Origin of the sequence: Actinosynnema sp. CS-041913 (genome assembly GCF_050942485.1) — a bacterium.
Lineage (GTDB): Bacteria > Actinomycetota > Actinomycetes > Mycobacteriales > Pseudonocardiaceae > Actinosynnema.
On sequence record NZ_CP192037.1, the window covers coordinates 5,140,573 to 5,158,582 of the forward strand.

The following is an 18,010-nucleotide window of genomic DNA, read 5'->3' on the forward strand; positions in this document are numbered from 1 at the left end:
CGGCCGTGCTCGGGCCCTGACCGAGCAAGGGGTTCACCGGCTCCCCCCGACTCGCGACCTCGCGCTGCACCACGGCATCCGCAGTGGGCACGATCTTCTGCGACACAGCCGATATCGGGTGAACGGGAACATCCACCCGGTCCGGCGCACTCGCCGACTTCACTTCGCGCTGCACCGCAGGGTTCCCAGACCCAGAGGCATTCCCTTGTCCGGACACCACCGGCACCGGCATCGGCGCTGTCGGCGACACCGGCGACGCCGAAGCACTTTGCACCACCGGGCGCGACTCGGGAGCTTTCTGCACCACCGGCCGGGCCGGTGGTGCAGCGCCGGTGACAGCGGCTCGGGGAGTCGGCGACGACCCGCCGGTCAGGGGCGAGGCGCTGGCGGGCATCTGGGCCAGCGGCTCACCCAACATCGGCGCGGATCGGGGTCCGGCGGCCTTCGGCGGCTTCTCCTCGGTTCGCCGCACCACTGGCGCGGCACCGGGAACCGGCGCGGTTGTGCCACCGACCTTTTCGACCCGCTGCACAGCAGGAAGAACGTCCCCACCGGCCTCAAGTCGCGGCACGACGGGAGGAACCTGACCCGCCCCACCGGCAACTTCAAGACGCTGCACGACGAGCCGAGCTGCCCCACCTTCGCCGGCAGCCTCAAGTCGCTGCACCACAGGCGCAGCTTCCGAACCTCCGCCGGCAGGGCCAAGTCGCTGCACCGCAGGCCGAACAGTCGCAGGCTGAACAGTCGCAGCCGGCCCCGTCGCCACACCGGTCCCCGGGCCGGGCGCGGTGCCCGCGCCCTTGTCCGCGGTCACACCCCTCGCGGCCACACCCCTCGCGGCGACCGCGTCCGCACCGCCGCCCACACCACCACCCGCACCACCGCCCACAGCCGCTCCAGCGCCACCCCGCCCCCTGACAGGAGGCGGGGTGGCCGGCGAAGATGGTGCGACCGGCACCCGCCGAGCCGGGCCGGCGGGTCGCTTGGCCGTCGTCAGCGGCGGCGCGAGCGGGGTGAGCGGCACGGCTGCCGGCCGCTCCACCGCCGCGAAGACCGATCCCGGCCGTTCCTGGACATCCGGCCACGACACCACCGGCAGAGCGCCGCTGTCCGAGCGGTGCTCACCCCGTTCCACCGCACGCTGCACGGCCACGCCGTGCAGCACACCCGCCGGAGCCGCCGGATCGACCGCGTGGCCCAGTCCGGTGCCGCCGAACGTGTGGTCCTGCCAGGAGGTCAACCGGTTCCGGAAGCGCAAGCCGTCGCCGACCGCGACGCTGTCGCGTTGGATCACCCCGCCCAGCGGTGGGACGGCGCGCCAGCCGCCGTCCCACGCCGGACGTGCCGGGCGTTCCGCCGCGACCGGTTCCGCCTGCGCCTCGGCCCGCTTGCGTCCGCGGAACCTGTCCCAGAAGGACATCGGTTCACCTCCCTTCGTTCACCCTCGTGTTGATGCGCGCGATCTCCCCGACCCAGCGCCGCCGCTCGTGGTGCTCCAGGTCGAGGATCTCCTCGCGCGCCCAGTGGAAGTGGTAGGCCACGTACGCGACCTCTTCCAGCAGCCGTTCGGCCGCGTACGTCACGATTCCCCCAGGCGACCACCGGCGAGGTCCACTTCGAACGCCGTGCCGCACGACGGGCAGGACACCCCGGCGCGCGTGTGGCCTTCGCTGTTGATGCGCCGGTAGAAGTCCTGGAGGAACGCGATGTCGGTGGCGTACATCTGCTCGACGACGCCGGCGTGCACCTCGTTGACCCCGCCCAGTTCCGTGATGACCTGGCTGAGCAGCACCACGCTGAGGTAGCCGGGGTTCTCCTTGACCCGCAGGTCGATCTGCGGTCGCAGCTCGTCCCGCGCGGTGGCCAGGCGCATCTTTCCGTGCCGGTGCACCTCGCCGTTCGAGTCGACGTAGCCGCGGGGCAGCTCGAAGTCGAACACCGTGCGCAACCCGTGGCCCCCGGTGGGGGCCGTCCGTTCCGGCGGCTGCTTCTTGGTCTCGTCCACCAGCTCGTCGAGCTGGTCGAGGCCGATCGTCCGGCGCCTCATTCGACCTTGATCTCCTCGAACACGAGGGTCACCTTCTCCGTCGCGGCGCTGGACTCACCGGCCTTGAGCGTCGGGCCTTCCCACTTGCTGGCCCACGCGTTCATGAGCTGCATGCGCCGGACCGTGTTCTGCTCGGAGTCCTTGACCTCGATCGTGACGTTCTGCCGGGCCGCGGCAACCGCGCCCTTCTCCAGGGTCTCCTTGAGCCACTTGGTGAACTCCTCGCTGATGTCGAGCCCCCTGGTGAGGGTGACCTCGCCGCCCTTCTGCGCGCCGGGCTGCTTGCGGAGGATCGGCTTGCCGGTGGGTGTCACCTGGGACACCTCCACCACGTCCTCCTCCACGGTGAGCCCGCTGACCTCCTGGAGTGACTCGACCATGAAGCCGCCGAGCTGCACGCCGAAGATATGAGTGGAAAGAGCATCGCCTTCTGCCATGGACGCAGTCGCCTTTCTGGTTCACGTGCCCCGGACCGTGCCGGTGGCTCACTCGTTGACGAGGCTGGTGCTGTCGGAGAACTGCGACAGCCGGAAAACCACGAACTCCGCGGGCTTGACCGGCGCCACGCCGATCTCGCAGATGACCTGGCCGAGGTCGATGGACTCCTGGGGGTTGTTCTCCCGGTCGCACTTGACGTAGAACGCCTCCGACGGGGTGCGGCCGAACAACGCGCCCTGCCGCCACTGCTCGGTGAGGAACGCGGTGATGTTGCGCCGGATGCTGGACCACAGGCGGTCGTCGTTGGGCTCGAAGACGACCCACTGGGTGCCGATCAGGATCGACTCCTCCAGGAAGTTGAACAGCCGCCGCACGTTGAGGTAGCGCCAGGCCGGGTCGGAGGACAGCGTGCGGGCGCCCCAGATCCGGATGCCGCGACCGGGGAACGCGCGCACGCAGTTCACCCCGATCGGGTTGAGCAGGTCCTGCTCGCTCTTGCTCAGCCCGAGTTCGAGGTCCACCGCGCCGCGGATCACCTCGTTCGCGGGCGCCTTGTGCACGCCGCGCTCCGCGTCGTTGCGGGCCCACACGCCGGCGATGTGACCGGACGGCGGCACCATGATGTTCCGCCCGCCGGCCGGGTCGAAGACCTTGATCCACGGGTAGTAGAAGGCCGCGTAGCGGGAGTCGTAGTTGGCGTCCTCCATGCGCCACTTGCGCACCTGCTGCGCGGACAGGCCGGGCGGCGGGTCCAGCACGGCGACCCGGTCGCCCATCTGCTCGCAGTGCGAGATCATCGCAAGCTGCACGGTCTTGACGCCTTCGAGGTCGAGCATGCCGCGCTGGTAGGCGGCCATCAGGTCGGGCGTGACCACCATGGTCACCTCGTCGATGCTCTCCAGGCCGCCGAACCCGGTGCGGGCCTCGGGATCGCCCAGGTACTCCTGGGCGTCGACCACGGCGGGGAGCGCCGCGCCGTCCGAGCCCGCGACGGGCAGCGACACCGACTGCTTCTCCGGCCGGGCCAGCGCGCCGCTCGCCTGGTCGGTGATCTCGATCAGCTTCGAGCGCTCCGACACCTGGGTGACCACGTAGCTCTTGACGTTCTTGCGGGTGGAGACGTCATAGGTCTCCACGACCTTGCCGTTCTGGCGGACCAGCAGCTTGAAGCGGTCGTCCGCCGGGTTCTCGCCGTCGGCGTCGACCACCTCGACGGTGACGTCGCCGCCCGCGCCGGGCAGCGCGGCGACCCGCAACCCGCCGAGCTGCACCGGGTTCGGGGTGGGGGGCTTGGATTCGGTGCCCGCCTGCGGGCCGCCGACGCGCACCACGTACGCCGCGCCGCCGCCGTTGGCGAAGTAGCCGTAGACGGCGTGCGGGAGGTAGGCGTCCTCGATGAAACCGCCGAAGAGCTGCACGTACTGGTTCCAGTTCGCCACCAGGGTGGCCTGGTGGAAGGGTCCGTGCTCGGCGAAGCCGACGAAGGCGGCCACCGCGGTGCCGACCCCCTCGATCGGTCGTGCCCCGGACTGGACCTCCTCCACGTACACGCCGGGTGAGAGGTACTGCGGCATGGTCGCTCCTGTCTGGTGTTCGCTGCTCCCGCTCTGGTGTCACCAGCGTCCTCGCCGCCGCGGCACGGCGGCAGGTCCGCCGACCCTCGGTCGGGGGCAGGCCATTGCCCTTTGGGGCAACAGGTACTTGGAAAGTCCATAATGGACTTTTCGCGGATGGCAATGAGTCCGGGTCATTTCCCACTGGCGGACGGTGGGAGACGACCCGGACTCAGGCGCGCGGCCGGTAGGTCATGGGCTCCGAGATGCGCGGCCGGTAGGTCATGGGCTCGGAGCGTGTGGCCGGGGTCGGTCGCGGGCTCGGAGCGTGTGGCCGGGGTCGGTCGCGGGCTCAGGGGTGCGTGGCGAGGTAGGACCCGAACTCGTGCTCCTGCACCAGCCTGCCGAGCTTGCGGTACTCCTGGTGGACCGCGGCGACCACGTCGGCCATCAGGACCGGTCGGTCGGCCGCGGCGGCGAGGTAGGCGGCGGTCACCGCGCACGCCCGGATCGACCCGCCCGCCAGCTCGAAGCGCTCGGCGCAGAACGCCAGGTCCAGGTCGTCACCGCGGGGCATGGCGCTGCCCAGGCAGCGGTCCCACAGCGCCAGCCGCTGTTCGGCGTCGGGCACCGGGAACTCCGCGATCACGTCGATCCTCCGGGTGAACGCCTCGTCCACATTGGACCGCATGTTGGTGGTCAGCACCGCGATTCCGTCGAAGGACTCCATGCGCTGCAACAGGTACGCCGATTCCACGTTGGCGTACCGGTCACGCGCGTCCCGGACCTCGGAGCGCTTGCCGAACACCGCGTCCGCCTCGTCGAACAGCAGCACCCCGTGCACGCCGGCCGCCTCGGTGAAGATCCGCTCCAGGTTCTTCTCCGTCTCGCCGACGTACTTGTCCACCACCGTGGACAGGTCCACCACGTACAGGTCCATCCCGATCTCGGCCGCGACGACCTCGGCGGACATCGTCTTGCCGGTGCCGGACTCCCCCGCGAACAACGCCACCACCCCGTGCCCCCGACCGCCGCCGGGGCGCATCCGCCACTGGCCCAGCACCCGCTCCCGGTGCTGGGCGCGCAGCACCAGCTCGCCCAACTGCCGCCGGGTCGGCTCGGGCAGCACCAGGTCGTCCCAGCCGACGGCCGGGACGATCCGGCGGGCCAGCCGGTCCAGCCCCGCGCCGTTCTGCGCCCGCACCCCGGCGCGCAGGTGCTCCGGCGCGACCGGCCGGCCGTCCAGCACCGCCAGCCGGGTGGCGACGGACACCGCCCGGTCCACCTCGTCCACCCCGATCCGGTAGCCGCCGAGGGACGTCAGCAGCGCGGCTGTCGGTGGCGTGCCGGTCACGTCGGTCAGCGTCCGCTCCCACCGGGCCGAGCGGCGGTCGGCGTCCAGCGGCGGGACGGGCAGCGAGACCGCGGGACGGGCGGTCCACGTCGGATCCCAGTGCTGCCTGCCGTGGACGATCAGCGGCAGGTCGCCCGCCAGCGTCGTCACCTCGCGCAGCAGCCGGACCCGTTCGGGCGCGAGCGCTTCGACCGGCCCGAGCACGAGCCCCGCGCCGCGCAGCCTCGCCTCCCGGACGACCTGGGCCAGCGCGGGCCGGTCCCGGTCGAGCAGCGCGACCGCGTCCAGCACCACCGCGCCGCGGCCGGCGGCGGCCAGCGCGCCCACCGCCGTCCGACCGCCGTCGCCGGCGGTGTCACGCAGGTGGACCAGGCCGATCCCGGACCGCAGCGCGGCGCCGACCCGGCGGGCGAAGCCGTCCTCGGGACCGGGGTCCGCGGCGACCACGTGGGCGAGGCCGGTCACCGCCTGGTCGGGCGCGTCGTCGCCGAGCAGGTGGGCGACCACGCGGTCGGGCACGCGCAGCACCCTGGACAGTGCGGGCAGGTCCGGTTCGTGCACCTCGACCAAGCCGCCCGCCACGAGGTGCGAGGTGGGCGAGAACCGGAACCGGCCCGCACCCGCCGCCGGCGTACCGCACAGCTCCAGCGCCAGGCCCACGGTCGCCCGGCGGCGGGTCACGTCGTCGTTCAGGTAGCCGTAGAGCCGTTCGAACCGGGCGTCGACGTCCGGCGCCATGGCGACCAGCAGGAACTCCACGTCCAGCCGGTCGAGGTGGAAGTCGCGGGCCAGTTCGAGCAGCCGGGGACCGGGCGCGGCGTCGGTCGGCGGGTCGAGGTGGGGGTCGTCCTCCAGCGGGACGAGCCGGGGCCGGCGGGGCGCGTCCAGCACCCGCCGCACGGCCTCCGGGGTGAGGTAGAGGCCGCGGAACGGGTCGTCGGCGGTCGGGTCGGCCGCCAGCCGCGCCGTCACCGCCTGCCGAACCCGCCGCTCGACCGCGCCCAGCCGACCCCACAGGTAGACCAGGTCCGCCTCGTCGACGGTCATCGGAACAGCGCTCTCGGACACTTCCGCGGTCATCGGATCAGCACTCCAGCCACGTCGGCACCCTGGGATCGGTTCGCCGGAACAGCTCGGCGGTCATCGGATCGGCTCGCCGCGGCGGCGCCTGCCGGTGGGCAGCGGCCGTGACCTGGGCACCGCGAAACCCTCGCCCTCCGCCGTGGTCGGTCCGTCGTAACGCAGCCGCCGGCCGCCGCTCGTCGGCACCTGCTCCGCCTGGGGCACGGACTGCAACACCATGCCCTCGGTCACCGGCGGTCCGGTGGGCGTCCACTCCCCCGCCAGCGGCGAGACGACCTTCAGGTTGACCGCGGGCTTGAGTTCGCCGCCGAGCGCGGACCACACGTCGTTGGACGAGCGGCCCTCCGGCAGCGGCCCGGCGGCCTGCACCGCGACCGACAGGCCGAGTTCGGCCAGCGACCCGGTGAGCCACTCGGTGGCCAGCCGTTCGACGCGCACCAGGCACGCCAGCACCTCGGACAGCAGGCGGTGCTCGTCCTGCGGCCGGTTGGTCCAGGCGGTGACCAGGTAGGACAGCTCGAACCAGCGCGCCGCCCCGCGCAGCCCCACGAGCATGCCGTCCTCGTCGTACACCTCGGTGTTGCCCGCGTTCCGCCGGGACAGGTCCTCCCGGATGTCGTAGAGGAACACGTTGACCGTGGGTGCGTTGCGCCGGGCCGTCCAGTCCGTGGTCGGCGCGTCGAACGCCAGGTCGCCGCGGTCTCCGGGCACGCCGCCGGCGACGAGCAGCCGGCGGATCCCCTCGTCCACCTCGTGGATCACGATTACCTCCTCCTCGTCGTCCGGGCCGCCGTCACCTGCGCCGCACCATGTCCGGCGGCCCGATCGAGCCCGTCACGACGAGGAACGGAGTGGTGGCGGGGCGGAAGCCGGCGCCGGTCGCGGTGATGGTGCGCGGCCCGGTCTGGTCCTTGGCCAGGATCAGGAGCTGCGCGGCGAACCCGCCGTCCGCGCGCGGGATCGTGGGCGCCGCCGCCGCGGTGATGCCGGGCGACCAGGTGAGCCGCACCGGCGTGCCGGGCGGGAAGTCCACGCCCCGCACCGAGGTCACGAAGCCGGGCTCGCCGATCGGCGGCACGGCCACGATGCGCGGCAGGAGCACCCGCATCGGCGCGGTCGCCGTGTTGTCGGCGGGATCGGCGTCCGTTCCGCTGGTCCGCAGCACACCGCCCACGGTGGTCTCCAGGGGCGCGTCCGGCGCGAACACCACCTGCACGACCTGCGCGGCGCCGGGCGCCAGGTCGGGCAGCGCGCAGCTTGCCGCCGAGCACCCCGGCGGCAGCGCCGCCACGGGCACCCGCTCGGGCAGCCCGAAGTCCAGGCGCAGCCCGGTCGCCAAGGCGCCACCCGTGTTGCGCACGGTGTAGCTCGCGGTCGCGCTACCGCCCACATAGGACGGATCTGGCTGCACCACCACGGTCACGCCGGGACCTGCCAACGGCGGCGGCGGTGGGGGCGGCGGGGACGGCGTGGGGGTCGGCGTGGACGGCGGTGTCGGCGAGGGCGAGGGAGCCGGGTCGCGCACGGGGATCTCGGTCTCCGCCGAGTTGTCCGACGGCCGCACGTCCAGCACGTCGCCCGCCACCGACCACGTCACCCGCCGCCGGCCGGGCGTCACGCCGACCAGGTCCACGGCGATCCGCACGCTCGTGCCGTCCTCCACAGCGCCCAGCTCGCACCGCAGCGCGGCGGCGTCGCACGTGCCGCGGTCCGGCCGCACCTCGGCCACCCGGACGCCCGTCGGCACCGCGAAGGTCAGCGTGGTGCCGGGCGAGGTCGCCGGGCCCCGGTTGGCCACCGTCACGGTCGCGGTCGTGGTGGCGCCGGTGTCCAGGTCCGGCACGGAGGCCGGCGCCTCCACCGCCAGGTCCACCGACGGCTGCCAGGTCGGCTCCTTCTGCCTGCCGGGCAGGTCACGCGTGATCCGGTCGAGCCCGCCCTCCGCCGGGTCGAGGACGGCCAGCTCCTCCGGCGAGCGGGCGTCGCCCTGCCGACGGGTGGTGACCACGATCCGGTCGCCGTCCGGCGAGTACGCCGCGTCCCTCGGCTGGAACGGCCCCGCGGGGGGCGCGGTCAACGGCGTCGAGCAGCTACTCTGCCCCCTCGGCTGCAGCACGCGGCACCGGTCGTCGCCGAGCGAGACCTCCACCAGGCCGTCGAACTCGCGGTTGAACACCAGGGCGCCGCTGTCCGGGCGGAACGCCGAGCTGTCGTCGGTCACCCGGCAGTCCGACCCGCAGACCGCCGCCGAGACGTCGCGCTGCCCGTCCAGGGTCCGCGCCCGCGCGGTCCACACGTGGTTGTCGCGGACCTCGGTGGGCGTCCCGGGGTCGCGGATCACGCCCCTGGTGAACGCGAGGGTCTCACCGTCCGGCGACCACGCGGGCTGGGTGTCCTCCCGGTCGGCGACCTCGGGCGGTGGCCTCAGGTTCCCGACCACCGCGCCGGTCGCCACCTCCACGACGACCACCCGGCTCGACCCGGCGCCCCGGCCCGGCACCCCGCCGGGCGAGCGGCGGGCGAAGGCGACGAACCGGCCGTCGGGCGACCACACCGGGTCGAACTCCCAGTCCGACGCCGCGCGGTCGGCGACCGGGAGCCGGCGCGGGTCGCCGCCGTCGGCGTCCACCAGCCAGAGCCGCTGCACCCGCGAGCCGTCGACGTCCTCGAACCGGGTCACCACGATCCGCCGCCCGTCCGGCGAGTAGGTCTGCCGCTGCGTCCACGGGTCGTACCCGTCCCGCGGGTAGAACATCAGGTTCGGGTCCGTGACGCTGTCCGGGTCCTCGCGCAGCACCTCGACACCGAGGTCGCGCGGGTCCACGCCGTCCGGCCGGACGTCCTGGAGGGTGGCGGTGAAGCGGGTGGCCGCGGTCGTCCGCGACACCAGCAGCCGTTGCCCGCCGATCACCGACCACGCGGGCGACGAGAGGTGGCGGTCCTCGGCCAGCAGCAGACCGGGCGCGGCCGTGACCGGCAGCCCCGTTCCGGTGTCGACCTGGTAGACCTTCTCCACGTTCGGGTCGGCCGGGCACGAGCACGTCTGGTCGAAGCTGAGGAACAGCAGGCCGTCCCCGTCGGGCTTCCAGGCAGGCCAGTGGCCGCGCCACCCGGCCTGCTCGCCGCCGAGCACCGGGACGCCGACATCCCCGCCGTCGAGCACCCGGAGCTGGGTGGGCGTGCCCGCGCCGCGGTCCAGGGTGTAGGCGATGCGGTCGTCCACCGGGTTCCAGGCCGGTTCGACCGCCGCGCCGTCGGGTTCGTCGGTCACCCGCACCGCGCTGCCGCCGGCCAGCGGCTGCCGGTACAGCTCCGGGGCGCCGTCGCGGTCGGCGGAGAACGCGATCTGCCTGCCGTCCGGGGAGAACGTCGGCCACGTCTCGTCGTCGTCGGGGCTGGTGGTGAGCTGACGCGCGCCGGTCCCGTCGACGCCCACGACCCACAGGTCGCGCTGCCCGTCGGCGGCGGAGTCGAACACCACCGACCGCAGGTCCGGGGAGAGCTGCGGGTGGGCGGCGTCGCGGCCGGTGGTGAGCCTGCGCACGGAGCCGTCCGGGGTGCGCAGGTACACCTGCGGCCGACGTTCGTCGCGCAGGCTGGTGAACACCACCAGGTCGCCGCGCGCCGAGACGTGGTCGTCGAAGTGCGCGGGCCCGTCGCCCGCCAGCGGCGCGCTCGTCCCCGGCTGGTCGGGCACCGGGTCGGCCACCACGCCGATGCCGCGGTGACCGGTACCCGCGAAGGCGATGCGGCCCGCGGCCCGCGGGTCGTCCTGCTGCGCCACCGCCGGGGCCTGCGTGGTGGCCGCGCGCACCACCACGATCGCCCCGCACAGCGCGACCACGGCGGCCGTCGTGACGACGGCTCGGTTTCTCACCCAGTTGGACAACTCACACACCTCCGGTGGCGGACCTCGTGGGAATCGTCGCCGTGCTCGGCGGGCCGCGGCGAGGCTCGCGCGGGCAAAGTCGAGGACAGGAGCGGGTGCTTCCGGGCAACCCGCGTCAGATCAGGCCGTGCCCCATCACGTAGCCCACCGCGTGGGCGCGGTCGCGCACGGGCAACCGGCGTCAGATCAGGCCGTGCCGCACGGCGTAGCCCACCCCGTGGGCGCGGTCGCGCACGGCAACCCGCGTCAGATCAGGCCATGCCGCATCACGTAGCCCACGGCGTGGGCTCGGTTGCGCAGGTTCAGCCGGGTGTTCACCTCGTGCAGGACGTTCTTCACCGTCCGCTCCGAAAAGGACATCTTGGTCGCGATCTCGGCGGTGTCGAAGCCCTCCGCGATCAGCCGCAGCATGTCCGCCTCGCGTGGCGTCAGCGTGGACAGCGTGGGCGCATTGGGGTCCAGCACGCTGCGTTGCAGCCTGCCGACGTGGTCCAGCAGCCTGCCCAGCAGGTCGCCGGGCAGCACGGCCTCGCCCTTGGCCAGCGCCACGACCGTTCCGATGAGACGGTTCTGGTCGGCCTCGCCGCGGCGCACCACCGCCGACACGCCACAGTCCACAGTGGTCTGCAACGCGTCCTGGTCGAACCGGCCGACGACCACGCCGGTGCGGGTCGTGGACGAGCGCTGTAACCGGCGCAGCAGCCGGGCCACCACGTCGTCCACTTCGTCCACCACCACCAACGACACCAGTGCGCGGGATTCGTCCTGCGGGTCCAGCACCTCGACCTCCGGTCGCGGGCGGAGGAGTTGGACCACACCGGTGCGCAGAACCGGGTCCTCTGTGTACACTGCGACTGGAATTCTCGTTTTCACTGCCGGCCCCCTTCGCACCCCTAGGCCCCGGCGGCCCTGGTGGGACCATCGTGCCCAGCGGTGGCGAGCAGGGGCAGCCGGCCGGGGCGCGAGTGCACTGGATTGCCCGCACAGTGCCCTTTTCTCCCTGCCGGCGGGCCGGGCGTCGTCCCTATCTTTGGCCGTTGTGACCGCAACGACGGAATTCGGTCTCCCCACAGTGGTCGTCACGCCCGGCCAGGAGACCAGCACGACAATGACGGTGCGCAACGACAGCGACATCGTCGAGGCGTACGGGTTCGAGGTGGTGGGCGAGTGCGCACCGTGGACGGGTGTGGAGCCGGCCCGGCTGTCGCTGTACCCCGGCACCTCCGGACAGGTGACCGTGCGGCTGAGCCCGCCGCGGTCGCCGGCGGTGCGCGCGGGAGAGGTGCCGCTGGGTGTGCGGGTGCTCCCCGCCGAGCGGCCCCAGTCGGTGGTGGTGACCGAGACGACCGTGGTGATCGAGCCGTTCGCCGAGCAGCGCGCCGAGCTGGTCCCGGAACGCCGCCGCGCCTGGCGGAGCGCCCGCTACCACGTGGAGGTGCACAACGCGGGCAACACCCCGGTGGCCGTGGCGCTGAGCGCGCCGGAAGCCGACGACCAGCTCACCTACACGGTGGCGGACCGGCCGGTCACGATCGAGCCCGGTCTCCGCACGGAGCTGGACCTGCGGGTGCGGGTCGGCAAGGTGCTGTGGTTCGGCAAGCCCGTGCACTGGCCGCTGCGGCTGGACGGGACCGCCACCGCGGGCGCGGACGTCACCCGGCACGAGCTGGAGGGCGAGCTGATCCAGCTCCCGGTGTTCCCGCGCTGGCTGCTGGCCGTCCTCGCCGCGCTGCTGGCGCTCCTGCTGGCCTGGCTGCTGCTGGTGCGGCCCGCCGTCCGCAGCGCCGCGCGGGAAGCCGCCGACGACCGGGCGCAGGAGATCGCCCAGGCCCAGCAGGAGAACCCGACGCCCCAGCAGCCCGGTGGGCAGAACGGTCAGCAGCCCCAGCAGGCCGGGCAGCAGAACGGGCAGGGGCAAGGGCAGGGACAGCAGCAGGGCACCGGGACCGGTGGTGGGCGGCAGAGTTCCAACACCATCGAGGTGCGCACCGACAGCGGCGGGCGCAGCGTCGGCGCGTACACGGTGCCCGAGGGCAAGGTCTTCCGGATCACCGACATCGTGCTGGGCAACCACCAGGGCGACGAGGGCGTGCTCACCATCGCGTTCGGCGACCGGCCGATCACCTGGATCGCGCTGGAGACGTTCCGCAACCAGGACTACCACTGGGTGACGCCGATCGACATCCCGGAGGGCGCCGCCGTCACCGCGACGGTGGACTGCACCCGGTCCGGCACGCCCGCCAGCGGGCAGCAGGCGCCGAACTGCTTCCAGGTGGTCAACGTCAGCGGCGAACTCGGCGACCTGCCGCCCGACAGCTAAGCGGATGGGCCACCCGGAGGGTTCGGGGAGGGCGCGGCCGACCGGCGGCACCCGGCGCAGGGTACGCCGGGTGTCGGGGTCGTGCGGGACCACGTCGTGCGGCGACGTCCCGGTCGGCTCCCCGAACCCGTCGGGTCCAGGTGGAACGACGCCTCATCCGGCCGGGACCGCGTTGTGCGCTGACACCCCTACGAAGAACCGGCTACGGCCCTCGATTTCACCCGGCCGGCACCGCGTTGTCCGCCACCACTTGCGCGTAGAACCGGCCGCTGTCCTTGACCGTGCGGCGCTGCGTGGCGAAGTCGACGTGCACGAGCCCGAACCGCTGGGTGTAGCCGAAGGACCACTCGAAGTTGTCCAACAGGGACCATGCGAGGTACCCACGCACGTCCGCCCCGCGCCCGATGGCCGCGTGCACCGCGCGCAGGTGCGAAGCCAGGTAGCGAACGCGCCGCACGTCCCGCACCCGGCCGTCCGGGTCCACGACGTCCGCGAACGCCGCCCCGTTCTCGGCCACCACGAGCGGGATGTCGCCGCAGCGGTTTCCCAGCCACACCAGCAGGTCGGTCAGCGACTCCGGGTGCTGCTCCCAGCCGATCGACGTGAGCGGCCCCCGCGGCGGCAGCACGTCCATGCCGCGCAGGCCCGGCAGCGGGCAGTTGCTCGGGGTGGCGGGATCGGCCAGCGGCACGACCCTGGTCGGCGCGTAGTAGTTGACCCCGATCCAGTCCACCGGCGTGGCGGCGGTGGCCAGGTCGCCGTCGCGGATCGCCGGCTCCAGCGCCCCCAGGTGCGCCACGTCCGCGAGTAGACCGTCCGGATACCCTCGCCCCAACACCGGGTCCAGGAAGAACAGGTTCTGCAACACGTCGAACCGGCGGGCCGCGTCGCGGTGCGCGTCGTCGTCGACGTCGGCCAGCGCGGGCGAGAAGTTCAGCACGATCGACAGCCGGTGCCCCGGTCCGCCGCGCTCGCGCAGCACGCGGGTCGCCGTCCCGTGGGCGAGCAGGTGGTGGTGCGCCGCGACGAGCGCCGCGCCGTCGTCGCGCAGGCCGGGAGCGTGCACGCCGACCCCGTAGCCCAGGAACGCGGAGCAGAACGGCTCGTTGAGCGTCGTCCACTCCGCCACCCGGTCGCTCAACCGGTCGTGGACCACGCACGCGTAGTCGGTGAAGCGCCGGACGATGTCACGGTCGCACCACCCGCCGCGGTCCTGCAACGCCTGGGGCAGGTCCCAGTGGTAGAGCGTGACCAGCGGCCGGATGCCGCGGTCGAGCAGGTCGTCCACCAGCTTGTCGTAGAACGCCAGCCCGCGCGGCTCCACCGTCCGCCCGTCCGGCATGACCCGCGGCCACGCCGTGGAGAACCGGTACGCGGGCAGGCCTAACTCGTCCAGCAGCGCCACGTCCTCGCGGTAGCGGCGGAAGTGGTCGCAGGCGGGCTCGCCGGTGGCGCCGCCGACGATCGCGCCCGGCACGGCCGCGAACGTGTCCCAGATGGACGATCCGCGGCCGTCCTCGGCCACCGCGCCCTCGATCTGGTAGGCCGCCGTCGCGGCGCCCCACAGGAAGTCCGACGGGAAAACGTGTTCCATCAACCACCTCACCGGTTGACCGGACCCCGCACGAGGCCGGTGACCAACTGTCTTGCCAGCAGCGCGAACAGCACGACGACCGGCACCGTGCCGAGCACCGCGCCGGTCAGCACGAGCGGGTAGTCGGTGTAGTAGCCGCCCGCCAGGTGGGACAGCGCGACCTGCACCGTGGGCGACTCGACGGGGTCCAGCACCACGAGCGGCCAGAAGAAGTCGTTCCAGGCGGCCAGGAACGTCAGCATCGCGAGCACCACGATGTGCGGGCGCAGCGCGGGCAGCACGACGTGCCAGTAGATCCGCAGCAGCGAGCAGCCGTCCACCCGCGCGGCGTCGACCAGCTCGCGGGGCACCGCCTCCCGGCACGCCTGGCGCATCCAGAACACGCTGAACGCGCTCACCAGGCCCGGCACCACGACCGCCTCCAGCTTGCCGTACCAGCCCAGCCACCCCACCAGCTCGAACAGCGGCACCACGCCGAGCTGCGTCGGCACCATCACCGACCCGAGGGTCAGCGCGAACAGCAGCCGCCGACCGCGGAAGCTCAGGTGGGCGAAGGCGAAACCGGCCAGCGTGGACAGCAGGACGTTCGACACCGTGAGCGTGCCCGCCACGATCGCCGAGTTGCCCAGCGCCGTCTGGAAGTCGACCGCCTCGAACACCGCGCGGACGTTGTGCGCCAGCTCGCCGTCCGGGAGCAGCGGCGGCACCCTGGCCGAGATGCCCGCGTTGTCGTGCGACGCCACGACGACCGACCAGTACAGCGGGAACAGCGAGACGAGCAGCACCGGCAGCAGGGCCGCGGCGGCGAGCGGGCCGGTGGTGCGGCGCACGCCTCAGCCCCGTGCCACGAGCCGGCGCACCAGCGCGGTGTTGCCGAACGCGAACACCGCGCAGAGCAGGAACAACACCCACGAGATGGTCGCGGCGTAGCCGGCGTCGAAGCGCTCGAACCCGTTCTCGTACAGGTACATGACCAGCGTCTGGAACTGCCGGTCGTTCCCGCCGGCGCTGGCGCCGCCGAACAGCCGGGGCTCGGCGAAGAGCTGGAGACCACCGATCGTCGACACGACCGCGGTGAACAGCAGCGTGGGCCGGATGCCGGGCACGGTCACCGACCAGAACGCCCGCGCCCGCGAAGCCCCGTCGAGCGCGGCGGCCTCGTACAGCTCCCTCGGCACGGACTGCATGGCGGCCAGGTAGAGCAGCGCGTTGTAGCCGGTCCACCGCCACATCACCATGAGCGCGACGCCGAGGTGCGCCGACCACGTGTGGGCCTGCCAGTCCAGCGGGTCCGCGCCCAACCACGACAGCACCCAGGCGACCAGGCCCTGGTCGCGCCCGAAAAGCTGGGTGAACACCAGCGCGACCGCGACCACCGGCACCACGTTGGGCAGCAGCACGACCGCCTGCCACGTGGTGCGCCCGCACAAGGGCCGGTCCAGCAGCGCGGCGATCCCCAGCGCGGCGGCCAACTGCGGCACGGTCGCCACGACGAAGATGCTCGCGGTGTTGCCCAGCGCGTTGTAGAAGTGCGGGTCGGTGAACAGTTCGGTGTAGTTGGCGAGCCCGGTGAACCCGTCCGGTCCGTTGAGCAGGTCCCAGCGGTGCAACGACATCCACGCGGTGCGCAGCAGCGGGTACAGGCCGAACACGGCGAACAGCACGAAGAACGGGGCGACGAACAGGTAGGGCGTGACCTTGCGGTCGACGCGGGAGGACAGCACGACGGCCTCTATCGGAGGATGTCGCGGGCTTCGCGGACGGCCTGTTCCCACGCCTGCTCGACGTTCTGCGAGCCCTCCTCGACACGGCCGAGCGCCCGGCCGAACACCGGCCGCACGTCGGCGTCGCGGACTCCCCGGTAGTTGGGCCGCACGGTGTCGGACGAGGCGGCGAAGATCCGGCCCACGGGCGCCCCGGCGAAGTACGGGTCGGTGTGCTCCAGCACGACCGGGTCGCGGTAGACCTCCGGCTCGCTGGGCAGGATGCCGTCCCGCACGAACAGCTTCTCCTGCTGCTCGGGCGCGGTGAGCCACTCGGCGAGCTGGTAGGCCTCGCGCTGGTGCTCGCCCTGTGCGGGCACCGCGAGGTAGGAGCCGCCCCAGTTGCCGCCGCCGCCGGGCACCGCCGTGACGTCCCACTTGCCCGCGCCGCCCGCCCCGCCCGCGTCCTTGATCTGGGCCAGCATCCACGCCGGGCAGGTGATGGTGGCGAAGCGGCCCTGGTTGATGGCGGCGTTCCAGGGCTGCGTGAACGTGGTGACCCTCGCGGTCCGCCCCTTGGCCCCGATCGCGCCGGCGATCGCGAACGCCCGCTGCACGTTGGGGTTGGTGTCGCCGATGAAGGAGTCGTCGGCCTTGGCGAAGTAGTTCTCCTCCGCCTGGTTGAGCACGGCCGTGTAGACCGTGCCGGCCGAGTCGGCGAACTCGGCGTCGGGCACCCGCTCGGCGAACCGGTCCGCGAGGTCGGCGTAGTGTTCCCACGTCGGCCACAGCGCCGCGACCTCGCCCCGGTCGGTGGGCAGGCCCGCGCGCTCGAACAGGTCGCGCCGGTAGCACATGGCGAGGCTGCCCATGTCGGTGCCGAGCCCGAGCACGTACTTCCCGTCGGCGGCGACGCCCTGCTCCCACTTCCACCGCGGCCAGCGGTCACGCAGGTCACCCGCGCCGAACGCGGCCAGATCGGCGAACTGGTGCGACGACTGCCGCAGCCGCGGCATGTACTGCTCCTCGATGGCGACCACGTCGGGTGCGCCACGACCCGCCGCGAGCGCGGTGATCAGTCCTTTGTGGTGGGCGTCGAAGTCGGCCACCCGGCCGACGACGTCCACCTCCGGGTGCGCCTGCTCGTACTCCGCGAACAGCGGCCCGTAGCCGAATTCGCCGAAGGTGGCCACGGTGAGCCGCAGCTTCCCGTCGCCGTCCCCGCCGCCGCACCCGGCGACGACCAGGGCCAGCGCGGTGGCCAGGGTCACCAGTGATCGACCCGCACGCACCCGTCGCATCAGGACTCCTCCGCCTAAAGTCATCAGGTGGTGCCCATGGTGTTCCCGGCGGCGGCCCGCGTGGCGTGCCCGGGGCGGCGTCTGCCCTTCCTTGCGGGATGGTTGCCCGATCGGGCAACGGGGCTGTTCGGACGCGGTGCCCGACTCGGCCGACAGCGCGTCGGGACTCCTCAGCCGCGCCGGCCGCGGCGGTTCCACTCGTCCAGCAGCGCGTCGATCCACGCGGCCAGCAGCCGGGCGGTCTCGGCGTCGAGGTCGGCGACGGCCTGACAGCGCTCCTCGTGGGCGGCGGTCAGCTCGCCGACGAGGTCGAGCAGGCACAACTCGGTCCTGGTCACCGCCCACCCGCCGCTATCCGGAACGCCTCGATGTACTTGGGCAGCTCGTCCAGCGCCTGCTCCCAGGCGCCGGACGCGACCAGCCCGTCGAACGCCGCGTCGAACGCCAGGCGGTCGACGGCGGGGTCGATGTCGCCGCCGGCGACGTCGCGCAGCTTGCGGGACAGCTCCGCCCGGCGCATCCGCGCGCGGACCAGCTTGAGCGTCCACTCCAGCTCGGCGATAACGCGTTCGGCCTGCTCCGGCGGCATCACCAGCCATCCTTCCCGGGCCAGGCGCAGGAGGACATCCCCCGCGAACCTCTCTCCGGCGGTGCCGGGCGCTCGATAGCGCTTGTTCCCATCGGACCGCATACCACCGCACCTCCGCACGCGTCCTCCGAGCCCACCA

At 73.0% G+C, this 18,010-nt stretch carries 15 protein-coding genes; 1 reads left to right on the forward strand and 14 read right to left on the reverse strand.

Translation table 11 applies throughout. The annotated features are described in order from the left end of the window. Positions 1–1,424: 1,424 nt before the first annotated feature. From ACQPZF_RS23595 to ACQPZF_RS23630, 8 genes are all read right to left on the reverse strand, one after another. Complete coding sequence (locus ACQPZF_RS23595; RefSeq protein WP_433260232.1) at positions 1,425–1,583, reverse strand: DUF6760 family protein; 159 nt, start codon at positions 1,581–1,583, stop codon at positions 1,425–1,427. Continuing rightward, entirely contained in the window at positions 1,580–2,047 is a 468-nt protein-coding gene (locus ACQPZF_RS23600) for a hypothetical protein (RefSeq protein ID WP_433260234.1), read from the reverse strand. Before ACQPZF_RS23600 ends, ACQPZF_RS23595 begins: the two co-directional genes overlap by 4 nt. Further along, positions 2,044–2,484: a phage tail protein gene (locus tag ACQPZF_RS23605; RefSeq protein ID WP_433260236.1), complete on the reverse strand. Its 441-nt coding sequence runs from the start codon at positions 2,482–2,484 to the stop codon at positions 2,044–2,046. Before ACQPZF_RS23605 ends, ACQPZF_RS23600 begins: the two co-directional genes overlap by 4 nt. Positions 2,485–2,532: 48 nt before the next feature. After that, a complete protein-coding gene (locus ACQPZF_RS23610; RefSeq protein ID WP_433260238.1) occupies positions 2,533–4,059 on the reverse strand; it encodes a phage tail sheath family protein in 1,527 nt (508 codons plus the stop codon). Positions 4,060–4,390: 331 nt separating this feature from the next. Next, positions 4,391–6,472, reverse strand: a complete 2,082-nt coding sequence (locus tag ACQPZF_RS23615) for an ATP-binding protein (RefSeq protein WP_433260240.1) — start codon at positions 6,470–6,472, stop codon at positions 4,391–4,393. Between the two features lie 60 nt (positions 6,473–6,532). After that, positions 6,533–7,237 (reverse strand): DUF4255 domain-containing protein, encoded by a 705-nt coding sequence (locus ACQPZF_RS23620; protein ID WP_433260242.1) that lies wholly within the window; start codon positions 7,235–7,237, stop codon positions 6,533–6,535. Positions 7,238–7,268: 31 nt separating this feature from the next. Continuing rightward, complete coding sequence (locus ACQPZF_RS23625; RefSeq protein ID WP_433260244.1) at positions 7,269–10,364, reverse strand: hypothetical protein; 3,096 nt, start codon at positions 10,362–10,364, stop codon at positions 7,269–7,271. A 246-nt stretch (positions 10,365–10,610) separates the two neighbouring features. Beyond that, positions 10,611–11,213: a response regulator transcription factor gene (locus tag ACQPZF_RS23630; protein ID WP_433260246.1), complete on the reverse strand. Its 603-nt coding sequence runs from the start codon at positions 11,211–11,213 to the stop codon at positions 10,611–10,613. 190 nt (positions 11,214–11,403) lie between these two features. On the opposite strand from ACQPZF_RS23630, the gene ACQPZF_RS23635 reads away from it, so the two are divergent. Beyond that, positions 11,404–12,684, forward strand: coding sequence for a COG1470 family protein (locus ACQPZF_RS23635; protein ID WP_433260248.1), 1,281 nt, complete (start codon positions 11,404–11,406; stop codon positions 12,682–12,684). A gap of 217 nt (positions 12,685–12,901) precedes the next feature. On the opposite strand, the gene ACQPZF_RS23640 is transcribed toward ACQPZF_RS23635, so the two are convergent. The 6 genes from ACQPZF_RS23640 to ACQPZF_RS23665 form a co-directional block, all read right to left on the reverse strand. Beyond that, positions 12,902–14,278: a GH1 family beta-glucosidase gene (locus ACQPZF_RS23640; RefSeq protein ID WP_433260250.1), complete on the reverse strand. Its 1,377-nt coding sequence runs from the start codon at positions 14,276–14,278 to the stop codon at positions 12,902–12,904. 8 nt (positions 14,279–14,286) lie between these two features. Then, a complete protein-coding gene (locus tag ACQPZF_RS23645; protein ID WP_433260252.1) occupies positions 14,287–15,108 on the reverse strand; it encodes a carbohydrate ABC transporter permease in 822 nt (273 codons plus the stop codon). Between the two features lie 3 nt (positions 15,109–15,111). Next, positions 15,112–16,002 carry a carbohydrate ABC transporter permease gene (locus ACQPZF_RS23650; protein WP_433260254.1) on the reverse strand — a complete coding sequence of 297 codons (891 nt, stop codon included), beginning with the start codon at positions 16,000–16,002 and terminating at the stop codon, positions 15,112–15,114. A gap of 8 nt (positions 16,003–16,010) precedes the next feature. Then, positions 16,011–17,282, reverse strand: coding sequence for an extracellular solute-binding protein (locus ACQPZF_RS23655; RefSeq protein WP_433260256.1), 1,272 nt, complete (start codon positions 17,280–17,282; stop codon positions 16,011–16,013). Positions 17,283–17,452: 170 nt separating this feature from the next. Further along, positions 17,453–17,620: a hypothetical protein gene (locus tag ACQPZF_RS23660; RefSeq protein WP_433260258.1), complete on the reverse strand. Its 168-nt coding sequence runs from the start codon at positions 17,618–17,620 to the stop codon at positions 17,453–17,455. Then, entirely contained in the window at positions 17,617–17,973 is a 357-nt protein-coding gene (locus ACQPZF_RS23665) for a hypothetical protein (protein ID WP_433260259.1), read from the reverse strand. Before ACQPZF_RS23665 ends, ACQPZF_RS23660 begins: the two co-directional genes overlap by 4 nt. Positions 17,974–18,010: the final 37 nt, after the last annotated feature.

Excerpts from the sequence above, each read along its gene's own strand:
- ACQPZF_RS23600 (WP_433260234.1), bottom strand. The coding sequence starts at position 2,047 with ATGAGGCGCCGGACGATCGGCCTCGACCAGCTCGACGAGCTGGTGGAC.
- ACQPZF_RS23605 (WP_433260236.1), bottom strand. The coding sequence starts at position 2,484 with ATGGCAGAAGGCGATGCTCTTTCCACTCATATCTTCGGCGTGCAGCTC.
- ACQPZF_RS23610 (WP_433260238.1), bottom strand. The coding sequence starts at position 4,059 with ATGCCGCAGTACCTCTCACCCGGCGTGTACGTGGAGGAGGTCCAGTCC.
- ACQPZF_RS23615 (WP_433260240.1), bottom strand. The coding sequence starts at position 6,472 with ATGACCGCGGAAGTGTCCGAGAGCGCTGTTCCGATGACCGTCGACGAG.
- ACQPZF_RS23640 (WP_433260250.1), bottom strand. The coding sequence starts at position 14,278 with ATGGAACACGTTTTCCCGTCGGACTTCCTGTGGGGCGCCGCGACGGCG.
- ACQPZF_RS23655 (WP_433260256.1), bottom strand. The coding sequence starts at position 17,282 with ATGCGACGGGTGCGTGCGGGTCGATCACTGGTGACCCTGGCCACCGCG.
- ACQPZF_RS23665 (WP_433260259.1), bottom strand. The coding sequence starts at position 17,973 with ATGCGGTCCGATGGGAACAAGCGCTATCGAGCGCCCGGCACCGCCGGA.